The 22,649-nt window shown below is 47.7% G+C and carries 17 protein-coding genes; 6 read left to right on the top strand and 11 right to left on the bottom strand.

The annotated features are described in order from the left end of the window. Nucleotides 1-4: 4 nt before the first annotated feature. A complete protein-coding gene (locus H6F93_RS09230) occupies nt 5-6,052 on the bottom strand; it encodes a hybrid sensor histidine kinase/response regulator (RefSeq protein ID WP_190680182.1) in 6,048 nt (2,015 codons plus the stop codon). Nucleotides 6,053-6,800: 748 nt separating this feature from the next. Here H6F93_RS09230 and H6F93_RS09225 point away from each other — a divergent pair. The 6 genes from H6F93_RS09225 to rtcA all read left to right on the top strand — a co-directional run bounded on the left by H6F93_RS09225 (nt 6,801) and on the right by rtcA (nt 11,610). After that, nucleotides 6,801-7,163, top strand: a complete 363-nt coding sequence (locus tag H6F93_RS09225; protein ID WP_206755718.1) for a hypothetical protein — start codon at nt 6,801-6,803, stop codon at nt 7,161-7,163. 87 nt (nt 7,164-7,250) lie between these two features. Further along, nucleotides 7,251-7,613 (top strand): hypothetical protein, encoded by a 363-nt coding sequence (locus tag H6F93_RS09220; RefSeq protein WP_190680181.1) that lies wholly within the window; start codon nt 7,251-7,253, stop codon nt 7,611-7,613. A 145-nt stretch (nt 7,614-7,758) separates the two neighbouring features. Further along, complete coding sequence (locus H6F93_RS09215) at nt 7,759-9,219, top strand: RtcB family protein (protein ID WP_190680180.1); 1,461 nt, start codon at nt 7,759-7,761, stop codon at nt 9,217-9,219. Nucleotides 9,220-9,222: 3 nt separating this feature from the next. Next, complete coding sequence (locus H6F93_RS09210; RefSeq protein WP_190680179.1) at nt 9,223-10,110, top strand: CobW family GTP-binding protein; 888 nt, start codon at nt 9,223-9,225, stop codon at nt 10,108-10,110. 5 nt (nt 10,111-10,115) lie between these two features. Then, nucleotides 10,116-10,547, top strand: coding sequence for an archease (locus tag H6F93_RS09205; protein ID WP_190680178.1), 432 nt, complete (start codon nt 10,116-10,118; stop codon nt 10,545-10,547). 1 nt (nt 10,548) lies between these two features. Further along, on the top strand, nt 10,549-11,610 hold the full coding sequence (rtcA, locus tag H6F93_RS09200; protein ID WP_190680177.1) for an RNA 3'-terminal phosphate cyclase: 1,062 nt from the start codon (nt 10,549-10,551) through the stop codon (nt 11,608-11,610). Between the two features lie 127 nt (nt 11,611-11,737). Here the strand turns inward: rtcA and H6F93_RS09195 are convergent, their stop codons facing one another. The 10 genes from H6F93_RS09195 to H6F93_RS09155 form a co-directional block, all read right to left on the bottom strand. After that, a complete protein-coding gene (locus H6F93_RS09195; RefSeq protein ID WP_190680176.1) occupies nt 11,738-12,895 on the bottom strand; it encodes a baeRF3 domain-containing protein in 1,158 nt (385 codons plus the stop codon). Between the two features lie 170 nt (nt 12,896-13,065). Beyond that, complete coding sequence (locus H6F93_RS09190) at nt 13,066-14,079, bottom strand: hybrid sensor histidine kinase/response regulator (protein WP_199313588.1); 1,014 nt, start codon at nt 14,077-14,079, stop codon at nt 13,066-13,068. 77 nt (nt 14,080-14,156) lie between these two features. Further along, the gene (locus H6F93_RS09185) at nt 14,157-17,207 is read right to left on the bottom strand and encodes an ATP-binding protein (protein WP_199313587.1); all 3,051 of its coding nucleotides are present in this window, start codon (nt 17,205-17,207) and stop codon (nt 14,157-14,159) included. A gap of 5 nt (nt 17,208-17,212) precedes the next feature. Next, nucleotides 17,213-17,374, bottom strand: a complete 162-nt coding sequence (locus H6F93_RS35095) for an ATP-binding protein (protein ID WP_347277267.1) — start codon at nt 17,372-17,374, stop codon at nt 17,213-17,215. 111 nt (nt 17,375-17,485) lie between these two features. Then, nucleotides 17,486-17,779: a response regulator gene (locus H6F93_RS33325; protein ID WP_347277268.1), complete on the bottom strand. Its 294-nt coding sequence runs from the start codon at nt 17,777-17,779 to the stop codon at nt 17,486-17,488. Then, complete coding sequence (locus H6F93_RS09175) at nt 17,740-18,543, bottom strand: PAS domain-containing protein (RefSeq protein ID WP_199313586.1); 804 nt, start codon at nt 18,541-18,543, stop codon at nt 17,740-17,742. The genes H6F93_RS33325 and H6F93_RS09175 overlap by 40 nt, the downstream gene beginning before the upstream one ends. A gap of 261 nt (nt 18,544-18,804) precedes the next feature. Continuing rightward, nucleotides 18,805-19,554, bottom strand: coding sequence for an ATP-binding cassette domain-containing protein (locus tag H6F93_RS09170; protein ID WP_190680175.1), 750 nt, complete (start codon nt 19,552-19,554; stop codon nt 18,805-18,807). Between the two features lie 63 nt (nt 19,555-19,617). Then, the gene (gene ssuC, locus H6F93_RS09165) at nt 19,618-20,400 is read right to left on the bottom strand and encodes an aliphatic sulfonate ABC transporter permease SsuC (RefSeq protein ID WP_190680174.1); all 783 of its coding nucleotides are present in this window, start codon (nt 20,398-20,400) and stop codon (nt 19,618-19,620) included. 15 nt (nt 20,401-20,415) lie between these two features. After that, complete coding sequence (locus H6F93_RS09160) at nt 20,416-21,549, bottom strand: sulfonate ABC transporter substrate-binding protein (protein WP_190680173.1); 1,134 nt, start codon at nt 21,547-21,549, stop codon at nt 20,416-20,418. Nucleotides 21,550-21,829: 280 nt separating this feature from the next. Next, entirely contained in the window at nt 21,830-22,522 is a 693-nt protein-coding gene (locus H6F93_RS09155; protein WP_242043365.1) for an HAD family hydrolase, read from the bottom strand. Between the last annotated feature and the right edge of the window lie 127 nt (nt 22,523-22,649).

Below are 22,649 nucleotides of genomic sequence, written 5' to 3'. Positions count from 1 at the left end.
CCTCTTAAAATTGCTGTAAAAATTCCAGAATCTGCCGTCCTTTAAAGCCCTTGGCAAGCTGTCGTAGGTGAGCGGCAAAAGGACTCCACTGCTGGTTTGCCTCCTCTAGCTGCGTAGCTCGTTTAGCGATGGCTCGCAAATCTCCTCGCATTGCTAGGTCCAGGAAAATAGCGATTTCTTCTGCGGGCGGGATTAAGAGGTCAGAAGTTGAGAAACTCACCTGGCTGTCCTGGTTGTCTACATTCTTCGAGGATTCCCCGACTTCACTCTCATTCTCGTAAATCCATTCCAGTTTCAGGTGTTCTTGCAATTTCTGAAGCAAATTATCTTCTTGAATCGGTTTTGCCAGAAAGTCGTTGCAGCCGACCTGGAGGCTCTGTTGGTGATCGAATTCAAAAACGCTGGCTGAGACTGCGATCACAATAACGTCTTTCAGGGCTGGCATGGCTCTAAGTCGACGGGTTGCCTCAAAACCGTCTAACTTGGGCATGACTAAGTCAATCAGGATGACATGGGGCTGAAAAGACTGTGCTTTGTTGAGTCCGTCTTGTCCATCCACAGCATCTAGCACGTCAAACCCGATGGGTTCTAAGAGATTAATCAGGACAGAGCGGTTGGTGGGTTTGTCATCTACGATTAAAATCTTGGGCTTGTCACCTTTGACTCCAATAATTGTGCGCTTTGAAGCATGAGCAGCCTCCATCAATGCATCAGCGGTCGGCAAGTCTAGATCAAACCAAAAGGTACTGCCTATTCCCAGGGTACTCTTGACCTGAAGCGTTCCGCCCATCATCTCAACCAGTTGACCGCTGATGGCTAACCCTAACCCTGTTCCTTCTGTCTTACGGCTGTCTTCACCCACCTGTTGGAACGGCTTAAAAATCTCACTTAGATGGTTGGAGGCAATGCCAATGCCGGAGTCCTCGACTTGAAAGCGAATTTTTTGCTCGTGATACCCCACTGTGAAGGCGATCGCTCCCGCTTCGGTGAATTTGACAGCATTGCCCAGCAGATTTAGCAGAACTTGACGTAGGCGTTTGTCATCCGCTCGAATGACCTTGGGCAGGGGAGAGCGCGATTGATAAGTTATGGAAATTCCTTTTTGTTCAGCTTTAATTCTACAAATTTCTACAATGCTTTGCAGGAAGTCAGCGAGATGAAACTCTCTCGGATACAGTTCCATTCTGCGGGCTTCAATTTTAGAAAGATCTAAAACATCGTTAATCAGCGTGAGTAGGTGTTCTCCACAGTGATGGATGATTGAAATGCGATTCTTTTGCTGTTCCGATAAGGCTCGGTCTTTTTGGCAAATCTGGGTGTACCCCAAAATGCCGTTTAGCGGGGTACGCAGTTCGTGGCTCATGTTTGCCAGAAATTCGCTCTTGGCTCGATTGGCAGACTGAGCAATTTCTTCGGCGCGTTGGCGATCGCGCACTTCGTGCTGAAGCTGTACGGTTCGCTCTTTTACTTTTACTTCTAGGGTTTTGCTATAGTCGGCTAACTGTTCGTGCGATCGCTTTAAACCAGCATTGGCGGTAGCCAAATCTTGATAGAGACGGGCATTCTCGATTGAAATAGCAGCTTGTGACGATAACAGCTGTAAAACTTCTACTCGCTCTGCCGTGAAAGCACCTGTTGTTAAATTATTTTCCAAATAAAGAATGCCAATCAGCTTGCCTTGATGCACAATTGGCGTACACAAAATGGATCTGGGTTGGTGATTCAGAATGTAGTCGTCTGTCGTGAAAATTCCCTCACGAGTCGCATCCTTTAAAACAACATTTTCCTGGGTTTGCCGGACATAGTTGATGATGGACTGTGGTAATGACCGATTCATTTCTACAGCAATAGATTGCTGCACAACAATCTCACTTTGATTAACATGTCCCGTTGCTTCGATGAAAAGTTTTTCAGCTTTGTCCAGAATTAATATCCCAGTTTCTGCTCCCGCATTTTCAAGCACAATTTGCATCAACTTGTTTAGCAGCCTGCTTAAAACGATTTCACCCGAAAATGCCTGAGCGGCTTTCATCACGGTTGTTAAATCTAAGCTAGTGCCAGTTTCAAAATGATTGTGAGTAGAGACAGTTGTTTGATGATCTGTATTGCTTCTACTATAGGTTGTTCTGTCTAGTAATTGGGGATACTTCTCTTCTAAATGCTCAACTTTAGCCTGAGCACCCCAAACCTGATAAGCATAATGTGCTTTTTGCAGATAGAGTTGGGCGATCGCTTCTTTTCCCCAGCTTAGATAAAATTTAGCAGCCAGTTCATAAGCCAGTGCTTCTTCGTTCACATATTCGTTTTCTTTAGCAAGAGCAATGGCTTGGTCATACCGTTCCATTGCTTCTACTTCTTCGCCTAAAACTCGATGCCTTTCTGCCTCAACGAGATGAAATTTATGAAGATGGTTCATTGGCGCAAAATGTACCCATCTTTGCATTTTTTCTTGATTAGCTTTTACGCTATCCAGAATGCCTTGTTGCTCTGACTGTGAAGCATCAGAGTAAACCGCCAGTTTTGCTAAAGAATCATAGAAATGGAAGAGAGGAATGTGAGGGGTCGCAACCACTGCATCCAAATACTTCTCTTCAGTTGCAGCATGTTCAATTGCTTCTGAGTAATTTTCAAACCAATAGCAGAGTAGAAGTTTGTTCAAATAAATGTAGGCGATCGCTGCTTTGTCGTTTGCTTGCTCGTGTAGTGGCAATCTGATCTGCTCGTCAAACGCTTCACCCTGAAGACAGCAAGGATTTTCGCTTTTTCCTAACAAATTCAAGGCAGACTGCCAATAGATTTCATGATAATTAAGCGCTGTTTTTTGCTTAATTTTATCAATTGCCTCTCTATTGACTGCCATCTCTTTTTCAAGGGCATTCAGTTCTTTGCCGCTGTAGTAAGAAAAATAGGAATACACTAACAGACCAAAAGCCCCAAATTCTAAATCTCCTGTCTCCATTCCGCTAGAGTAAGCTGATAGCAAAGGCTCTAAGGTTTGTCTCAGATGCTCTTTCCAGGGACGAATAAATATATTAACGATGACGGTTGTTTTGGTGATAATTTCTTGAGCGTTTAATGTTGACAGCAGATTTAACGCGAGTTGTCCAAACTGATAGCCCGAATCAATATCTCCCACAACTCCACACAGCAGAAGACCATAATTGGCATAAGCCATCGGAGAAACGGAAGCATTGCCATATTGAACGGATAAATCTACCTGTTTACATAGCGTCAACGGCAACAGGGTAGGAGCCGCAATATAAGCAGGAGCAAAGATACTCGCTAAAAGTCTAATAGCTGCCAATTGATAGGGGTCGCTCATTTGAGGCAGATCAACTAAATCCTCAATTTGCTTGCCGTTCAAAATTGCCGCAGTTTCTGAAAGTGCTTGCCCAATATCAGATGGAGTTGGCTGTTCGGGAAAATTTACCCCCAATAGCTTTAGGGCTTGTAATGCTGTATTCACTGCATCTAGCAGCTTGTTTTGCAGTACATGAGTTTGAATCTGGATTTCATAAACCTTTAATTTGTCTAATAGGCTGTTACCGTGATTTTGTACGGGGTCGATGAATCTCTGCATTGCTTTAAAGTCACCGCTCAGATGGGCTGACTCTGCCGCTTCGGTATGCAGTGCTAACGTAAGTTCGTACTGATGAGTCCAGCTATCTTCTGCGAGGAAGTTCATCCCTGTTTGTAAATATTCTGTAGCCACAGCACAAGCCATTGCTGCTTTGGCTTTCTGTCCAGCTATTAAATTAAGTTGGGCGACTTCGGTTCGTTCTGCTGTATCTGTAATGAGCTTGATTCCTAAGTTGAGATGATCGACAATCTCAAATATCTTTTCTGATAATGTTTCGGGTGACATGTTTTGTCGAAGCAAACGACCAATTTGCAAGTGAGTCGCTTCCTTAGAACTATTGTCAATCAGGGCGTATGCTGCCTGTTGCACTCGGTCATGCAGAAATCTAGATTCTAGGTTGACTGGATGCGTATCAGTCAAATTTTGTGTAAGGGTTAGCTCAGAGATAGGTAAGACTAAACCTTCTTCAATCGCTGGCAAAAGATCTTGATAAGTATGGACTGGCGATCGCCCATGAATTGTGGAAAGCGCCTGCAAGTCAAACGCACTACCCACACAAGCCGCTAACTGCAAGACGTGCTGAGTTGATTCAGGTAGTTTTCGTAACTTCTGAATCATTAATTCAATGACATTGTCTGTAATGTCGATCGCTTCAATCTGTGTAATATCCCATTGCCAATAAGCTTTGTCTACACTAGCTGGAGTTTCAGAAGTCAAAAGGTTTTCTTGATGTAGCGTTTTGAGAAACTGATTGACAAAGAATGGGTTACCTGATGTTTTGCGGATGATTAGTTCAGCCAATGGTTGAACAGAATCATCACTATGCAGCGTGTCAGCAATAAGATTACTAATATCTACGAGGGCTAAGGGCGCTAAATTGATTTCATGAATGACAACGGCTTTAGATCGTAGAGTGTTTAAAGCCATGACTAAAGGATGGCTTGGATTAACCTCATTATCTCGATAGGCTCCAATTAAGCATAAATAGCCTGTTTCTACGTCCATCAAGATCACATCCAGCAGCTTTAGCGTGGCGGAATCAGCCCACTGCAAGTCGTCTAAAAACAGGACTAAGGGATGTTCTGCTGAACAAAAGACTCGGATGAAGTTTTGAAAAACGAGATTAAATCGGTTCTGTGCTTCCGTAGGTGCCAGGTTAGGAGCAGCAGGTTGCTTGCCAATAATTAACTCCACATCTGGAACAACATCAATAATGACTTGGGCGTTGTTGCCCAGAGCCGCTAAAAGTTTGGTTCGCCACTGTGTGAGTCGGGTTTCACTTTCAGTCAAAAGTTGTTTCACTAATGATTGAAAGGCAGTGATAATTGCAGAGTAAGGAATATTGCGTTGAAACTGGTCAAATTTACCAGGGATGAAGTATCCTCTCGCTCCAACAATGGGTTTACGGATCTCATTGACTAACGATGTTTTACCGATGCCAGAGTAACCCTTCACCAATATGGCTTCAGTTTTACCAGCACTGACGCGAGCGAAGGTATCCATTAACAAACTAACTTCGCGATCGCGCCCATATAGCTTCTCTGGAATCGAAAATTGGCTAAATAGATCGAATTCTCCCACTTTAAAGGGAGCGATCGCCCCAGAAGACCGCAGCATCTCTAGACACGTCTCTAAGTCAGCCTTGAGTCCTAGTGCACTTTGGTAACGGTCTTCTGCCGTCTTGGCCAGTAACTTCATCACAATATCGGACACTACTTCTGGAATGTCTGAATTGACCGAATGAGGCGAGAGCGGTGTTTTAGCAATGTGGCAATGAATGATTTCCAGGGCATCGGTCGCCTGAAATGGCAACTGCCCCGTCAACATCTCATAAAAAGTAACGCCTAATGAATAAAAATCAGTGCGGTAATCAATTGAACGGTTCATTCTCCCCGTCTGTTCGGGAGACATGTATGAAAGCGTGCCTTCGAGAACATTAACGTTAGTAATCGTTAAATTTTCTCTAGATAGACGGGTCGCAATACCGAAATCAATCAGCCTGACTTCGCCTGTTTCTTCATTAACGAGAATATTCTGGGGCTTAACATCCTTATGAATAACGTTCTGCTGATGAAGCTGCGCCAGAATTGAAGCTAAATGAATTGCAATTTGTAAAAAATTGTTTATCTTGACCTGTCGCGTAGCGACAACCCCGTTGGAGAACTGCAAATCAATCAGTTTAGCCAGCAATTCTCCATCAAAATCAGACAGAATCAAGGCTAGTCCATTGCGGTAGTTTTCTAAGCCTAATGGTTTAGCAATTCCCGCGATATCTAAGTCTTGAAGAATCTGATATTCGTGTCTCAACCGAGTCAATTGATCAAGGGTCGGATACTCGGCTTTTAGGGTTTTGATAATGACAGAATTTGGTTCCAGATCGCTTTTAGACGCCGTCCTAGCTCGATAAACGCAGGTGGTGGCTCCTTCATATAAAACTTCGAGCAACTCGTAGCCAGCGATCGTAATACTCATTCTCTTTTTTGTGCTCAGGATAGAAGTAGAGGGCTAGGTTCGGTTTTTATTCATATTAGGTATAGAAAGGTCAATCGGGTCAGCTTTTGAGCATGATTAAATTAACAGCATACTGACTGTTTCTATCCCTACGATAGATGACACGTTTTATAGCGGGTGTGGAAGCAATAATACTTCACCTTCTTAATATTCAAGAGGCGATCGCCTCTGAAAGATTAGCGGATAACAAAAAAAAATTCAGTAGCATTTCACGAGACGAGTAGCTACACGATAGATAGGAACTTGGCACATCAGCTTATCCAATGTAGCGGCTAATACTAATCAACTTCACTTTAATCTTCCGGATTCTGCTGAGATTGATACAATTGGGGGCAACTGCATTAGGGGTGCCCATTTAACGAATGATTTTCGTAGGGGCACGGCATTGCCGTGCCCCTACAGTGGGCGATTTGCATATTAGGAATTTCCGCATCATTCTCAATTTGTGCAATGCCACTGCATTAAGTGTTGAAGAAGAGTATTGTCAGTTTGCAACTTGTGCTTATGGTGGGTTCTGAATGCCAACTTTAGTTGGCATTCAGAACCCGTTGCAAGATGGATTCACGATTGATCACTTGTTTAATAAAAGTGCCAACTCTGAGTGGACGACAAGCCAGAGCCAATTTCATACAGTGAGTTTATCCAAACACAAGTAGCAATTGGTCTACCCGGAGCCTTACCTATACACTCGGAACAGTAGGTTGCATCTATGTCTCAAAGAATTTCAAATTACCGGCTACGAAGTAGCAGAGCAGTTCGTTTCAGAATAGCGCTTTCCCTAATTGCTGGAGGGTTGCCATTATTGATATATCCAGGTGTATTTATCGGTGTATCAATTAGCCTTGCTGCTCCTTGGACGGACAATGAACCACTATTGACGGTAGTTGCTAAGAGCGTCCTGATTGGGTCTATCAGTTACCCATTAGTTTATTTTGTATCTCTTGTCATGACTCTGGTGATGGCTAAAATTCGGAGAACAGCGATCGCCTTCAAAGTCAGCCTCGTACCACTCGCTTATCTGCTGGTATTGGCTTTGCTAGTTGCCGTGTGGGCTTCACTGCCTTCTGGTTAGTCGTCTGCTTGGCTGGTAAGTTCGTTTATGTTGTGCGATCGCATCTACCTTTTCAACCGTATTCAACTTAATGAGGTCATCGTAACCATGCAACGTCTAAATCTCGGTGTTTCCTTACTCTTCGCCTTAATTCTTGTCCCTTCTGTTGTTCCTGCTGCTGCTCAAACCCCTCATTCAGAGGAGTACCCAACCGTCGGTACAGTTGAAAGTGTAGCGAGTGACGATGTGCTGTGTTATCTCACTATTGTGGATGATGAAGGCGATCGATATGAGAATGTCGGAGCCACCTTTGATGTTTGCGCGGAGCAAGACCGCTTTCTGAACCAACGAGCCAGCTTGGAGTATAGGCAAGTGCGTGTCAGCGGTTGTCAAGGGGCTGAACCCTGTGCAGTAACCCGGTTAGAAACCGTGGTGGCAGAAGTCAATATTCTCCCAGTCACACCTTACTGAAACCGTGCGAACTCTACTCGTGACAATCGCTCAATGGATAAACCCATAGAGGGAGGTTCTTTTTGCCGTGTCTTTAGAAACTGGACGCAGTTCCCTATGAATCATAAGTCGAAGACATCCTTCGCGCAGTTCACGAGGTAAAGTCATGGCTCCTATCGATGTCTTAAACAAAATTTCGGATGTCATTTGGGAGGTTCCAGTCTCTTACAAGGATGGAATGCGGGTACCTGCGCGGATTTATGGTACTGAAAAATTGATTCGAGAATTGGATGATGCGGTTTATGACCAAATTACCAATGTCGCAACTTTGCCCGGCATCACCAAATATGCCTTGTGTATGCCCGACGGACACTTTGGCTATGGCTTCCCGATCGGCGGTGTAGCAGCGATGGATATAGATCAGGGCGGCGTCATTTCTCCTGGTGGCATTGGATTTGACATTAACTGTGGAATGCGTCTAGTGACGACCAATCTAGATTACAAAGAGGTCAAACCGCACATTAAACAATTGGTGGATAAGCTGTATGAGCGGGTTCCGGCAGGCGTTGGCAGCACTGGATTTGTGAAACTTTCCCGTAATGAGTTCCGTAAGGTGGCAGAGCAGGGAGCTCAATGGTGCATTCATAATGGCTATGGCTGGGAAGAGGATTTGGAGTTAATCGAAGAGCAAGGCTGTTTAAAGGGAGCCGATGCCAAAAAGATTAGTGAAAAGGCGATCGATCGCGGCGTTCACCAAATTGGTACGCTGGGTTCCGGTAATCATTACCTGGAAATTCAGGTTGCTAAACGGGAAAATATTTTTGATAAGAATCTAGCTAAAGCGATGGGGATTACCCGTCCCGATCAGGTGGTGGTAATGTTTCACTGTGGTAGCCGTGGGTTTGGGCATCAGATCGCGACGGATTATCTGCAAAGCTTTCTCAAGGTGATGGAAAGCAAGTATGGTATCAAAATCCTCGATCGCGAATTAGCCTGTGCCCCCTTTAATTCCCCCGAAGGACAAGCATACTTTTCTGCGATGAAATGTGGCATCAATATGTCCTTTGCCAATCGACAGGTGATTTTACACCGCATTCGTGAAGTGTTTTCTCAAGTGTTTGAGCGATCGCCCGAAGCTCTGGGAATGCACATGGTTTACGACGTGTCGCACAACACCGCTAAGTTAGAGAAACATATCGTGGATGGTAAGGAGCGATCGCTGCTCGTTCACCGCAAGGGAGCCACCCGCGCCTTTGGTCCTGGCATGAGTGATTTGCCCTACCGTTATCAAGAAACCGGTCAGCCCGTGATTATTGGTGGCAGCATGGAAACGGGATCGTATTTGCTTACAGGCGTAGCTACAGGCGATCAAACTTTTTTTAGCACCGCCCACGGCAGCGGACGCACGATGAGCCGCACGAAAGCCCGCAAAACCTGGCAGGGGCAGCAGCTTCAGAAAGAAATGCAGCAAAAGGGCATTTATGTTCGCAGTACCTCCTATGCAGGGTTGGCGGAGGAAGCGGGAGGTGCTTACAAGGATGTCGATGAGGTAATCGAAGCCGCAGAGTTAGCAGGCATCAGTCGGCGGGTGGTCAGACTAACCCCGATCGGCAATGTGAAGGGGTGAGGTATGCCAGGACGTACACCACTGACTGTTCTTACGGGGCCGCTGGGTAGCGGCAAGACGACGCTGCTGCGGCACATTCTGACGGTGGTACCGCGCAAGATTGCCATTTTGATGAATGAGTTTGGCGAAATTGCGATCGATACTAAGATTCTGCAAGGCAAGAATGTAGAGATGGCAGATCTGGGCGGCGGCTGTGTCTGTTGTTCGCTGCTAGGTGAGTTTGAAGCGGCGGTCGATGAAATTATTGCGACGGTGAATCCAGACTATCTTGTCGTCGAAACTACTGGGGTGGCAGAACCCGATGCTCTGGTGTTTGATATTCAAGAGAGTTTGCCCCAAGTTCGACTAGATGGCGTTATCACGGTCATTGATGCAGACGGATTGGTGAAGTATCCCCAAGTGGGACATACCAGTCGCATCCAGATTGAGTCTGGAGATATCTTGCTGCTCAACAAGGTAGATCTCGTTTCTGAACAGGAATTAGCAACGATTACGGGCAAACTTCAGAGTCTGAATGAAATTGCTTCGATCATTCCCACGATTCGCTGTCAGATCGACCCCGATTTGTTATTTGGCATTGGTCGAGAGCGCTTACAGCCATCCCTGCATCATCATCATCAACCTGAGTTTGAGTCTTTCAGTTACACATCGCAGGCAGTTTACGATCGCACCTGTTTTACTGAATTTGCCGATTCTCTCAGTTCTGATATCTATCGAGCCAAGGGGTTTGTGCAATTTCCTGAAGGTACCCACCTGTTCAATTTTGTTGCCGGACGTTGGGACTTAGAACTCTTTGAACCCTCTTCTACAGAACTTGTTTTTATCGGCAAACACGTCACCCAACAAAAACCTGAAATTTGCGATCGCCTTCAATCCTGTGAGCAAAAGTAAGTGCTATGCCCTACGAATTCCTTGAAGATATCGCTACGGCTGATATTGCCTTCCATGCCTGGGGAGACGATTTGGAGGAAGTATTCAGAGCGGCAGGAGATGCTGTAATTAACACAATGATTGATAATCTCGAAGCGATCGCACTCACTGAAGCGCGCACATTTCAACTAGAAAATGATGAGCTGGATTTACTATTATTTAACTTTTTACAAGAATTTGTTTATTACAAGGACAGTGAGTTGTTATTACTCCGAGCCCAACAGGTGGAAATTGCCCAAAAGGAATCTATTTATCATCTGACAGCCATGACTCAAGGAGAAAGGTTAGATCGCGATCGCCATCATCAGCGAGTGGATGTCAAAGCTGTCACGCTCCATCAGTTTCAACTCGAAAAAACAGAGTCGGGTTGGATGGCACAAGTGATTCTGGATATTTAAGATGCTACATATCGACGGTTCCTATGGAGAAGGGGGAGGGCAAATCCTTCGCACCAGCTTGAGTTTAGCGGCGATTACCGGGCGAGCGATTCGGATCGATCGCATTCGAGCAAAACGGGAAAAGCCAGGATTGGCAATCCAACATTTAACTGGAGTGCGGGCAGCCGCAATGCTGTGTCAAGCGAAGGTTGTAGGTGATCGCGTTGGTTCAACCCAGATAGAATTTACTCCCAGCCAACCCATTCAAGCGGGACAATATACCTTTGACGTTGCACAAACGGTAGGAACTGGATCAGCCGGAGCCGTAACCCTAATTCTACAAACGGTTTTGCTGCCCTTGGCACTTACTCAAGGGGAGTCGATCGTGACTTTGAGAGGAGGCACTTTTATTCCCTGGAGTCCACCCGCTCCTTACATTGAACATGTGTATTTGCCCTGTTTGCAGCAGATGGGTGTACAGGCAACCGTGAAACTGAAGGCTTGGGGCTGGTATCCGCGGGGTGGCGGTGAGTTGAACTTGCAGGTTAGTGGAAATGGTGGAGTGGGTTCACTTCAACCAATTCACCTGCTAGAGCGGGGAGACTTACATCAGGTTAAAGGATTGGCGATCGCCACAGAGCTGCCGTCCCACATTCCTCAACGGATGGCAAACAGAGCACAGAATTTGTTAGAGCAGGCGCAGTTAAAAGCTCAGGTGCAGCCCCAACGAGAACGAGGCGTTGGTCCCGGAACGGGCATCTTTTTGATGGCAGAGTATGAGCATACCCGGACAGGCTTTGGGGCAGTTGGAAAAATCGGATTACCTGCCGAAGAAGTTGCTGCGATCGCCACCCAGGAGTTTCTAGCGTTCCACGAAAATGGAGCACCCGTTGATGTTCATTTAGCGGATCAGCTCCTCCTGCCAGCCGCCTTAGCTTTGGAACCCAGCCAATATCGAGTGGCAGAAATCAGTACTCATCTGATCACCAATGCCTGGGTGATTGAGCAATTTGGACTGGCAAAAGTGGCAATCGACTCAAGCACTCGACTTGTCACGGTCACACCCTCACCTTCACGAAGTTGATAAAGAGGACGGAGCTAAAGCTCCGTCCTCTTTTTTGTTCTATTGATTTGAAGATGTTGTAGATGTGGGTAGGAGCGCACCGCGGTGCGCCCTCACAGAAATTGACGTGTCGCTCTATAAATCGCAATTAGTAGCGAAACACTGCTGCAACGGGTGTCTCATCCGGTACTCCTTCTGGCTCAACGGCATACACCGTTCCACCATGAAGAACCGTTTGAATAGCTGCTGCATTGAGCAAATCTTCATCACCCGGTTGAGTCTCATCGTGCATTTCAAGCTGCATTGAGTCCGGATCAAAATGCCCCCATTTCTGCACCCCAACTGGAACAAAAAGCTGTTCTACACGACCATAAAACGCACCTTGAATCACTTCATTCAAATCGTTTGATCCTTTACCATTAGCAATCGACTCATGATAGTAATCGATCGCCTTTTGCTGGTCTGCTTCAAACTGTGGCCCTACGATCGCCCAAGCCTCCGCATGAAGCTCTTCCGCCGATCGCTCTTTGACATTGTGTTGAATGCCTTCTTCCACAATAAAATTGTAGGTATTTGCCTCCTGATAAATTGGCAGCAAATAGTTAACGCCAGCTAGAACAAGCGGAGAGCGACGGTTGCGGAAGAAGTCGTGCAGCGCTTTATCCACTAAGTGAAAATATTGCAGCAAATCTTCCTTCACGTTTTCGCGATCGGCTCCTTGTCCGTGATATGAGCCGCCACCTTGTAAGCCTGCACGACCTGCACCGCCCTCCTGCCGCCGCTGTTGATCTTTTGATGTTTCGTCATACTGCAAGGCTTCATCCATGTCTTTTGGCAAGCCTTCGATTTCAACCTCACGGGTAATGCCGTAGCGATTAGCTTCCACAAGACGGATATCGCGCTGACCAAGCGTGAGAATGTAGAAGCGGTTATCTCCGCCCAACAGCGGAATTAATGGTTTGAGATGAAAGCGATTGCTCACGACCACCAGTTCAATCATTTCGAGCGGCACGCGATAGAAGCGGAAAAATCCTTCTGAGACGAACAAAGCTAAACCCGCGTCCTGATGCTGCCAAAATTCATCCGTATCCAAGGCGATCGCAGGCTGAAGAAATTCACCTAGATCGAGAGGTGGCGATTCATATTTTTCTAACTCTGCTTGCGCCTGTCGAATTAGATTCTTAAAGCGAACAGAGTTTTGCTGAGTTTCAGAACCAAGCTGCACAGTGGGCATGTAGATCGATACACACAATCCTTGCGGCTGGTCAACCAGTTCTTTCAGTTCTTCAATCGAAAGGAAGCTCATATTATTAAGGCAAAATCAAAGAAAAGTGAAATTAAGGAGAAATGAAAATGTGTTTTTCCACACAAAGATCGTAGGAATTTCCCAAAAACAAAGCCCCTGTCAAATGGCAGAGAAAAGGTACAGGAGAGCAGATCAAATCTGTTGCGGATAGGGGAGTATCTTTCATCAAATCATGATGGTCCTGTCGATTGCTCAACGGGCATTGATGTTAGCAGCGGCAAGCGGACAATCAGGGTTGTGCCCTTTCCTTCTCCTGCACTTTCGGCGTGAATTGTCCCGTTGTGAAGTTCGACTAAGTGGTGGGCGATCGCCAGTCCCAATCCCAGCCCATTCTCTGAATCAGAATCTCTGGCTTGACGGAAGCGATCGAAGACATGAGGCAGAAAATCAGCAGCAATCCCAATGCCTGTATCGGTGACACGGATTTCGGCGTAGTTTGCGGACTGCGAAATGGCATGAGTGATGAGTTGAACCTCGACCTGCCCACTTTCTGGCGTAAACTTAATCGCGTTGGTCAGGAGATTGCAGATGACTTGCTGAAGGCGATCGCTATCTCCCATCACCACAGCATCAACCGTTTGACCTTGACCTTTGCCCCAACTCACCAAATCAATCCCTTTGGCTTCAGCGAGATGATGGATAGAGGCGATCGCCATCTCAATCACAGCTGTTAGTTCGACGGGTTGAAGCTGCAACCGCAGCTTGCCTGTGGTGATTCGAGAAATATCTAGCAAATCTTGCACGAGTTTGGCTTGCAGCGTCGCGTTGCGCTCGATCGTGTCTAGCGCTTTGGTTAATATGGCCGGACTGGGGGGATTAGTTCTCAGCAGGCGCGTCCAGCCCAAAATCGAGACCAGGGGAGTGTTGAGTTCGTGGGAAACCGTGGATAGCAGTTCATCCTTTCTGCGAATGGTGGTTCTTGCTTGATTAAGCGCTTCCCCACGCAGTTGTGCCATCTGAAGATGGGCATTGACGCGAGACACCAGTTCTTGCGCCGAAAAGGGTTTGATCAGGTAATCGTCTGCCCCAGCTTCCAGTCCTTCCACGATCGCTTCTTCTCCGGCACGCGCCGACAGCAAGATGATGGGAACTTCTCTCATGCGTGGGTCTGCCCGCAATGCCTGAAGTAACCCAAAGCCGTCTAGCTCTGGCATCATCACATCACTCACGATTAGATCGGGCACTTACGCTTGAGCGGCTGCCAGTGCCGCTCCTCCATTTGCCACGGCTTCTACTTGAACATGTTTGCTGAGTACTCGGGTCAGGTACTCTCGCATATCAGCGTTGTCATCCACCAGGAGAACGCGGGAAGAGGGAGGCGCGGAGTGGGAGAAACAGTAGAATTCTCCGCGTCTCCGTATCTCTGCGTCTCGGTGGACCCCAGAGGAGCCCACTGCTCTGCTGCTTTGACACAAAGGGCTGCATCAATCGCGGTTGATGCTAGGGTACGGGTTGGCTGAATACGATCGCCTTCAACCTGAAGGCGATCGCTGGGCAAATGTTCTGTGCCAAAGAAGAGGGCGATCGTAAAGCAAGTTCCCTGCCCTACAGTGCTGCTCACGTTGATGGTGCCGCCATGTAGTCGAACGAGTTCATTTACCAGGGCTAGACCAATTCCTGATCCTTCATGGGTTCGTGCTTGGGTGCCTCGCACCTGATAGAACCGCTCAAACAGATGAGGCAGGTCATCCAGCAAGATACCAACGCCTGTATCTCGCACTTCCAAAACAACACGAGGGAATGAGGGTGATGATTTGACCTCTGATCTCAAGACTCCAAGTTCCAAGCTCGGAGTTTCGAGTTCCAAGTTCGAAGTTTCGGGTTCCAAGCTCGGAATTTCGGGCTCCAAGCTCGGAGTTTCAAGTTCCAAGCTCAGAGTTTCAAGTTTGGAGCCTGGCATTTGGAGTTTTGAGGTGAAACTATCAACTTTGGCAGTCGAAGCCTGAAGCGTTTCCCCTGCTTCCGCTCTGATGGATAAGGTAATTTCGCCCTCAAAGGTGAACTTAAAGGCGTTGGAGAGCAGGTTGAGGACAATTTTTTCCCACATCTCCCGGTCTACAAAGACAGGTTCTGGTAGAGGTGGGCAATCGACAATCAGTCGCAAACCTGCCCGCTCGATTGCAGAACGAAACACACTCGCTAGCTCAGTTGTGCACTGTGCCAAATCGACTGGTTCATAAACGGCTTCCATCCGTCCGGCTTCGATGCGAGAAAAGTTGAGGAGCGTATTCACCAGTTTCAGCAAGCGAAGACTACTGCGATGAGCCAGATCTAAGCCTTCTCGATGAGCAGGAGGGAGGGCGCGATCGCTCAAGGCATCTTGTAGGGGAGCCAGCATCAGCGTTAGCGGAGTACGGAATTCGTGGCTGACGTTGCTGAAGAAGATCGTTTTGGCGCGATCGAGTTCTGTTAGTGCTTCAGCGCGTTGGCGTTCTTGCTCACGGGCAGATTGTTCTTGAATCCGTTGAATCTCCGATTCACGTAGGGCTTTTTCTGCGCGGGCACGTTCAACCGCTGCCCAAGTGTACTCGGCGGTTTCCTGCACCAACTCTACTTCATCGGTCGTCCAGCCGTGGGAGGCGATACTATGAACGGCGAGGGTGGCAACCCATCCTTCTGCTTTGGTGAGCGGCACAGCGACATAGGCGCGGAAACCGGCTCCAGTGATAACTTGTCGCTTGGACTCGGTAATGTTGGGGTCGTTGACCACATCGCGCGATAGCGATATCCGACCTGCCCGGTAGTCAGCTATGAGTCGTTCGCCAAAATCAATGAAGCGAAAGCGCCCGACCATAGGTGGAAGTCCGTTACCGTACCCCTGACTAATGACCACGTACTCGCCGATGGTTTCGCCGTAGTGTACCTGATTCGCGCCGAGGTGCTCGCCCAGCACCCGTGCGGCGACTGCCTGAATTTCAACCGGATTGGTGAGCGATCGCAGTGCATCCGACAGCTTGACCCGAAAGGCATCCATCTCGGCAGCTCGGTGCAATTTTTCTTCTGCCTGTTTGCGCTCGGTGATGTCTTGAAAGACGACGGCAATGCGGCGAGCGCTAGCATTACCGACTTTAACCACGTAGAAGTCGTACCATTTTTGATCCGGCTTGGCATATCGCTCTAATCGCTCACCTTTGCCGGTGCGGGCAACGCGACCAAAGATTTCGTACCAAAAGAGTTCATAATTCGGGTTAATTTCGCTCAGCCGTCGTCCGGTGAAATCTTGCCCAGTCATGGCGATCGCAGCTTGATTGGACTCCAGATACAAGAGGTCAACGGGCTGATTAGTTTCATCAAAAATTACATCAATGAGAAAGTATCCTTCATTAATGGCGTTGAACAACAATCGATATTTTTCTTCTGATTCGCGTAAGGTGACTTGGGCTTGCCGCTGCTCAATCAGGTCAGCCGCTTGGCGGGCAAGCAAATCTAGAAAGCGCAGTTCGCGATCGCTCGGTCGGTGGTGTTTGCGCCAATGGGTCGAAACCATACCAATCACTTTGCCCGAACGCGAAATCAGCGGCGTAGACTGAGCCGAGAGATAGCCTGCCTCAAAGTGCCATCGTACTGAGGCATCGAGGTCTTTATGGGGCCCATCAAAGTCAATGAAGGCGCAATCGCCCGTTGCCAGCGTCATACCGCAGGAGGCGTTTGAACTCGCGTTAACGCGATAGAAACGCTCGATTATAGTTTGCTCAAAACCCTGAGCCGCCAGCAGCAGACAATCTTGCGTAGCTTCATCGAGAATTTGCACTGATCCAGCATCGGCGCGGGTGAGGGCGATCGCTGTGGCTACAATCTCTTGATACAGCGTTTGAATGTCGTCTTCAGCCACCAGTCGGGTACTAAGTTCTCGTAGCCGTTGCGTGTCTTCGAGATCGGCAGCAGCAGCGGCTTCGGCTTGTTTGCGCTCAGCTTCGACACGCTTGCGATCGGTAATGTCGTAGGAGACGGCCAGCACGGCGTAGACTTCACCATTTGCAGACCGTAAAGGCGTGCCCCATGAGATGTAGAAGCGATCGTGAGCATTGTGCTCATGCTTAAATGTCTCACCTGCCAACCCTTTACGATACAGCCCCTCATAGCTCGCAGCTAAGTCAGGCGGTAATACCTCAAAAATGGTATGCCCAACCAGATCTTCGGGTTTGAAACCAGCAGCAGAGAGCGCTTCACCTTCAGCAAGCCGATAGCGTAGATCGGAGTCAACCACAAACGCAGCTCCACCCGGCAGATTTTCAACCATCGCCCGCAGGAGTACTTCCGAATCCTGCAAGGGATCGCTGATGCAGAGCTGCTTGTCATTGTCGAGTTGCATAAAATTTACGCTTTCTGTTCCGAGGCGTTTGAGTTCAGTTCAGCCGCGTTCATGAATGGTAATCGGACGGTCAAGGTTGCTCCTTGTCTTGCTCTCTCACTGGCGACCTCGATCCTGCCGTGGTGCAACTCGGTTAGGTGACGTGCGATCGCCAGCCCAATTCCCACTCCTCCCGGTGAATGGCTGCTGGAGACTTCCGCTTGAGCGAAGCGATCAAAGACATAGGCAGAAAATCAGGATGAATCCCGATGCCCAGCCCTCAAAATTTACCGCTTTCATCAATATCCAGCTAATTGAGCCACCATCTCAATCCATGTAGTGGGATGAGCTAGCTTGTGCAAATGTGTCTCATAGCCCGCCTTCAACGCTTTCTCCCGATCCTCGTCTAGGTAAGCGGTGATTGCGACAGCAGGAATGTGCCCTCCCTGCCCAGCTTCTAACGCCCGGATTTGCCGAATCAGGCTATAACCGTCTCCATTGGGCATCCGAATATCACTCATCAACATATCAGGATGAAATTGCTCTAGCTCCTCTAGCGCTGCCGCTGCGCTAGCAACTGCCCTGACCCCAATGCCATAGGATTCAAAACAGTGGTGATAAATTCACGGATGTCTGCTTCGTCATCGACCACCAGCACTCGTAAGCCATCTAGAGCATGAGGTATTTTCATTAGGGATATCCCTTCTGCTCGTTTGGCTTCCCAAGGTTGTTGCTCAGCCAGACGAGCCATTGTTTCGTGCAAATCTGTAGGCGAAACGATCTGCTGAGAGCGGCTTAAGTCGTACACCCCAATTCGCATTTCGATTAGCCCATTCGGACTATGAGCGTGCTGCTTTGTCGATACCGCAAGGGGCGCAATATGCAACTCAGACGCAAACGGTTGCCCGTCCCGTGGGCATAAATTTATCTGCCAAATCTGTGTCTCACGGGCTTCAGAAAGCTGGTTCAATCGAGTCCGAAAGTCCAAGCGGTTGCTTCGCAGTTCTCCAGCGGGGTGATCGCCTTCTGCCACATATAAAGCGAGAGGTCTTCCAACTAAATAACGTTCCGGTACATTGAGGAGTTTGGCGATCGCCTCGTTCGCTTCCAGAATCACCCCATCAGCGTCAGTGACTAAATAGGCGATCGGGCAGGACCGAAACAAATCGCGATAATGCAGTAAATCATTCTGGACAACCTCGGTTGCCTCCAAATTTTTCTGCATCTCCTCACACATCACCTGCAGGTCTTCAAGCGCAACATCAATTCCTTGCCAAGCTGCTGCATCTTCCTGTTGCAACGCCGTAATTCGCTGCCGGATCACTTGAAAATGAAGTTTGACCGGATCATCATTCATAAATCATGCTTGGTGGTGTTGCCTCTCCATTAGCTCTACCTGACGGTCATTCTATAAGTTTCCGCTCTCGTTAGCCGCACAGAAAGTCTTCAGCAGATAGGGATATCCCTCCAGTCTAATGAATTTGTAGAAGAAGCAATCAAAATTAAGTCCGCCCATGTTGATGAAACAGAATTCTCGTATGGCTAAGCAGGTGAACCATGCTGTCGCAGGCGTTGTCCCTTACAACGAGGTTTTGGCTTCCCTTAAATACTGAGCTAATTAAACACTCATCAAATTCACCTGATTTCCCATTACCCGCTCTAGAATGTCTTCTGCCAAGGTTACAAACGCCCGTGATTTTCGTTGACGGGGGCGGGGCAGTGGCACAGGCATATCCAGGCTGATCTGACCATGTTCGATTAAGAGGACGCGATCGGCAAGCATTACCGCTTCATCCACATCATGAGTAATGAGAAACACAGAGAACTGTTTTTCTTGCCAAATGCTTTCAATTAGCCGCTGCATTTCAATTCGAGTCAAGGCATCAAGGGCACCAAGCGGTTCATCTAACATAAGTAAGCGCGGCTCTCTAACCAGAGATCTAGCGAGGGCAACCCGCTGCTTTTGACCACCCGACAAAACAGCCGGCAACTCCCCAGCTCGTTCCGCTAATCCGACTTGTGCTAACGCTTGTTGTGCTTGTTGTCGCCAGTTTTTCTGGTGTAGTCCTAATCCAACATTCTCAAGCACTCGCTCCCAGGGCAGGAGACGCGCATTTTGGAACATGGTGCAGGCTGCTCGATTGCGTCCATGCAGTGGCATTCCATCAATCAGGATGCCTCCGTCTGTCGCCTCTTCAAATCCTGCAATCAACCGCAGGAGCGTACTTTTACCGCCACCGCTGCGCCCAACGATCGCCACAAACTCTCCGCGTGCAATTTCTAAATTAAGATTTTGTAGAACTGTTTTATCCCCATAGGTTTTCGTTAAACCCATGATTTTTACATCTGCACCGCTTGCCCTTTCCATAGTGATACACCCTTATTAATTTCTTATTAATTTCTTATTAATGACATGCTTTAAAATTTCTGCTTAAACAGTCTGGTAGTTTGGATTCCACTTCAACCATTTCTTCTCGACCGCACGGGTGGCAACGTCGGCTAACTTTCCAAGAATGGCGTACATAAGAATACTCAAGACGACGACATCGGTTTGCATAAACTCACGCGCATTCATCGCCATGTAGCCAATGCCAGAGTCCAGGGTAATGGTCTCAGCCACAATCAACGTCAGCCACATGATGCCGAGCGCGTAGCGCACACCCACCAAAATTGAACTTAATGCTCCTGGGAAAATCACTTTTCTGAATAAAGACCAGCCCTGTAAACCGTAGGACTTTACCATCTCAATCAATTCTGGATCAACTGAGCGAACTCTATGAAAGGTGTTGAGATAGATTGGGAAAAAGACACCCAACGCGACTAAAAAGATCTTTGCCTCCTCGCCCATGCCAAACCACAAGATGACGAGTGGAATCAGGGCTAAATGGGGAATGTTGCGGATCATCTGTACGGAGGTATCTAACACTTCTTCGGCAGGACGGGCAATACCATTCAGCAATCCTAAACCAAAGCCGATGGAGCCTCCAATTAAGAACCCGATAATGGCACGCACGGTGCTAATAATCAGGTTACGAGATAATTCTCCTGTCAGAGCTAGCCATCCTCCTGCAATCACCACATCAGATGGTGCAGGCAATACTTTAGTTGAGAGCCAGCCTATTTGCACCAAAATTTGCCAAAGGATGAGCAAAGTAATGGGCAAAATCCAAGGAGTGAGTTGTCCTATGACTACTTTAGGAAGTCTGCGGTGCATATCAATTTTCTGGGGTCATGGGTTAGTGGTAACTGGCGATCGCTCTAACGATGATGACTGTTGTTGATTTGTTTGTTGATTCATCTGTGGATTCATCATCGCCACTTGTTTGATATCAATCTGATTTGGAATTAGCTTCAGACGATGAAATGTGTCAGCTAACTCTTGTTGATAAGCGACAACTTCTGGTGTGATTGGATTCAGACCATAGCTTGTTCGAGCAGAAACCTGTGTCAAAACCTCAACATTAATGCCCAGTAGGGGGGATATTAAAGCGGCAACCTCTCTGGGTCGTGGTTTTGCCCATTCAGCCGTCTCTGCAATGACATCTAAAACCATTTGAAGGCGATCGGGATGGGTTTGGGCAAAGTGCTGTGAAGATAGAAAAAACTCACGATTTGCAATAATATCCTGCCCGTCTGTCAGAATTCGAGCATCAGTTGCATATTGAGCCGCTGCGAAAAAGGGGTCCCAAATTGCCCAGGCATCTACATTCTTGCGCTCAAAAGCGGCTCGTGCGTCGGCGGGCGGCAAGAAAACAGGTTCAATATCGCTATAGTCTAATCCGGCTTTTTCCAGTGCTTTCACTACGAAGTAATGCACGTTTGAGCCTTTGTTGAATGCGATTCTTTTGCCTTTTAGGTCAGCAACCTGACGAACTGGAGAATCTGGGAGTACTAAAATTGCCTCGCCTGCGGGGTTGGGAGGTTGACTACCCACATAGAGCAAGGACGCTCCTGCGGCTTGAGCATTGACAGGGGGAGCTTCTCCAGCATGTCCAAAGTCAAGCCGCCCCGCGTTCAACGCTTCTAGCAATTGTGGCCCGGTGGAAAATTGATTCCAGCGCACCGTAACGCCGAGGGGTTTCAGTCGTTCTTCGACCGACCGCTGCATTCTGACAATGCTCAGCGTTCCATATTTTTGATGCCCTAACCGAATCACATTTTCTCGATCTAACCCAATGCTAAATTGAGGTACTGCAACATATTTATTCAACAGACCTGAATCGCAAGCAGAAAGCACAAGACTCAAGCTCAAGGCGATCGCAAACACCAGAGAAAATGATGACAGCGATCGCCCCTGGGGTCGCCTGAGCAGTCGAGTCCAATACGCACGCAGTGAGGATAACGTAATCCGGGCGAGGAACATTTTTATTGTTATGGTGCTAGAAAGTTGTGAAAGTTTAGCTCTAAATAGTGACGCAAAAATTACTCCAAAACGGAGCATTGGCAACCATTCTATGGCTATGAATTGTTCGCCTCCCTCAAACTAATGGAATGAGTGTAGGGGCGATCGCCATATCCTTAGAATGAGCCAATGATGAAGCTGTAGTGATGTTTAAACTACAAACCAGTGCTTCAAAAGCCTTTGAGTTAAATTCGTTGCGTTTTGCGCTGCTGTCGCCCCGGTTTGTAGCTCTAGCAGAAGGTCAACCCTCCCCTGCGATCGCCGAGGTCTCATAGTGATTTAGCAAGTCACTCGGATCGTCGTAGATGGCGATCGCCCCTTGAAGCTGCTCATCACTGAATCCACCTGTGCGAAAGGCAATTACGCCCACACCCGCTTTCCCTGCTGATTCAATGTCGTAGGGTGTGTCTCCTAGCATGATGGTGCGATCGGGCTGCAACTGGGCTTTATCCAAAGCAGCTTCTACCAAATCTGGTTCTGGTTTCGACTCTTCTGCGTCACTAGAAGTCGTGAATTCCGAAATCAAATCATCGACCTGAGCAGCCTTAAGTAAAACTCCCATTTCTTCCTCAGTCGCAGAACTGGCAATGATTAAATGCAGCCCCTCTGCTTGCAACTTCTTCACTAGCTCCCGTGACCCCTTTGTTGGTGGAAGTTGAGCACCGAACTTACTGATAATCAATTCCTTACGTCGATTGGCGATTTCCTTGCCAGTGCCATTCTTGCCATTCAGGGAAGAAACCATGCGAGGAACAACCTTGTCGCCACCCATGCCAATGAGAGGACGAACTTGGTCAAAAGAAATTTCATAGCCATAGTCCGCAAATGCTTCAACCCAAGCTTGTGCATGAGCATCATTACTCACGACCAAGGTGCCGTCCACATCCAGAATTACCCCTTCGATTGCCATAACTTCCCTTTTTTGATGAGTCATTCCAACATTGCCTGAACTGTCTTGAACAACATCTATCTTTAAAGGGAATGGAAAGAGCAGGGATAACGCTTAATCCGCCAATGTGTCGATCGCCACTATTAACCTTTGTAGTGCATCTATCTAAAGA

The organism is Leptolyngbya sp. FACHB-671 (assembly GCF_014695745.1).
In the GTDB taxonomy this organism is placed as follows: Bacteria; Cyanobacteriota; Cyanobacteriia; order Elainellales; family Elainellaceae; genus JAAUTN01.
This window is presented reverse-complemented; position numbering and strand designations above follow the sequence as displayed.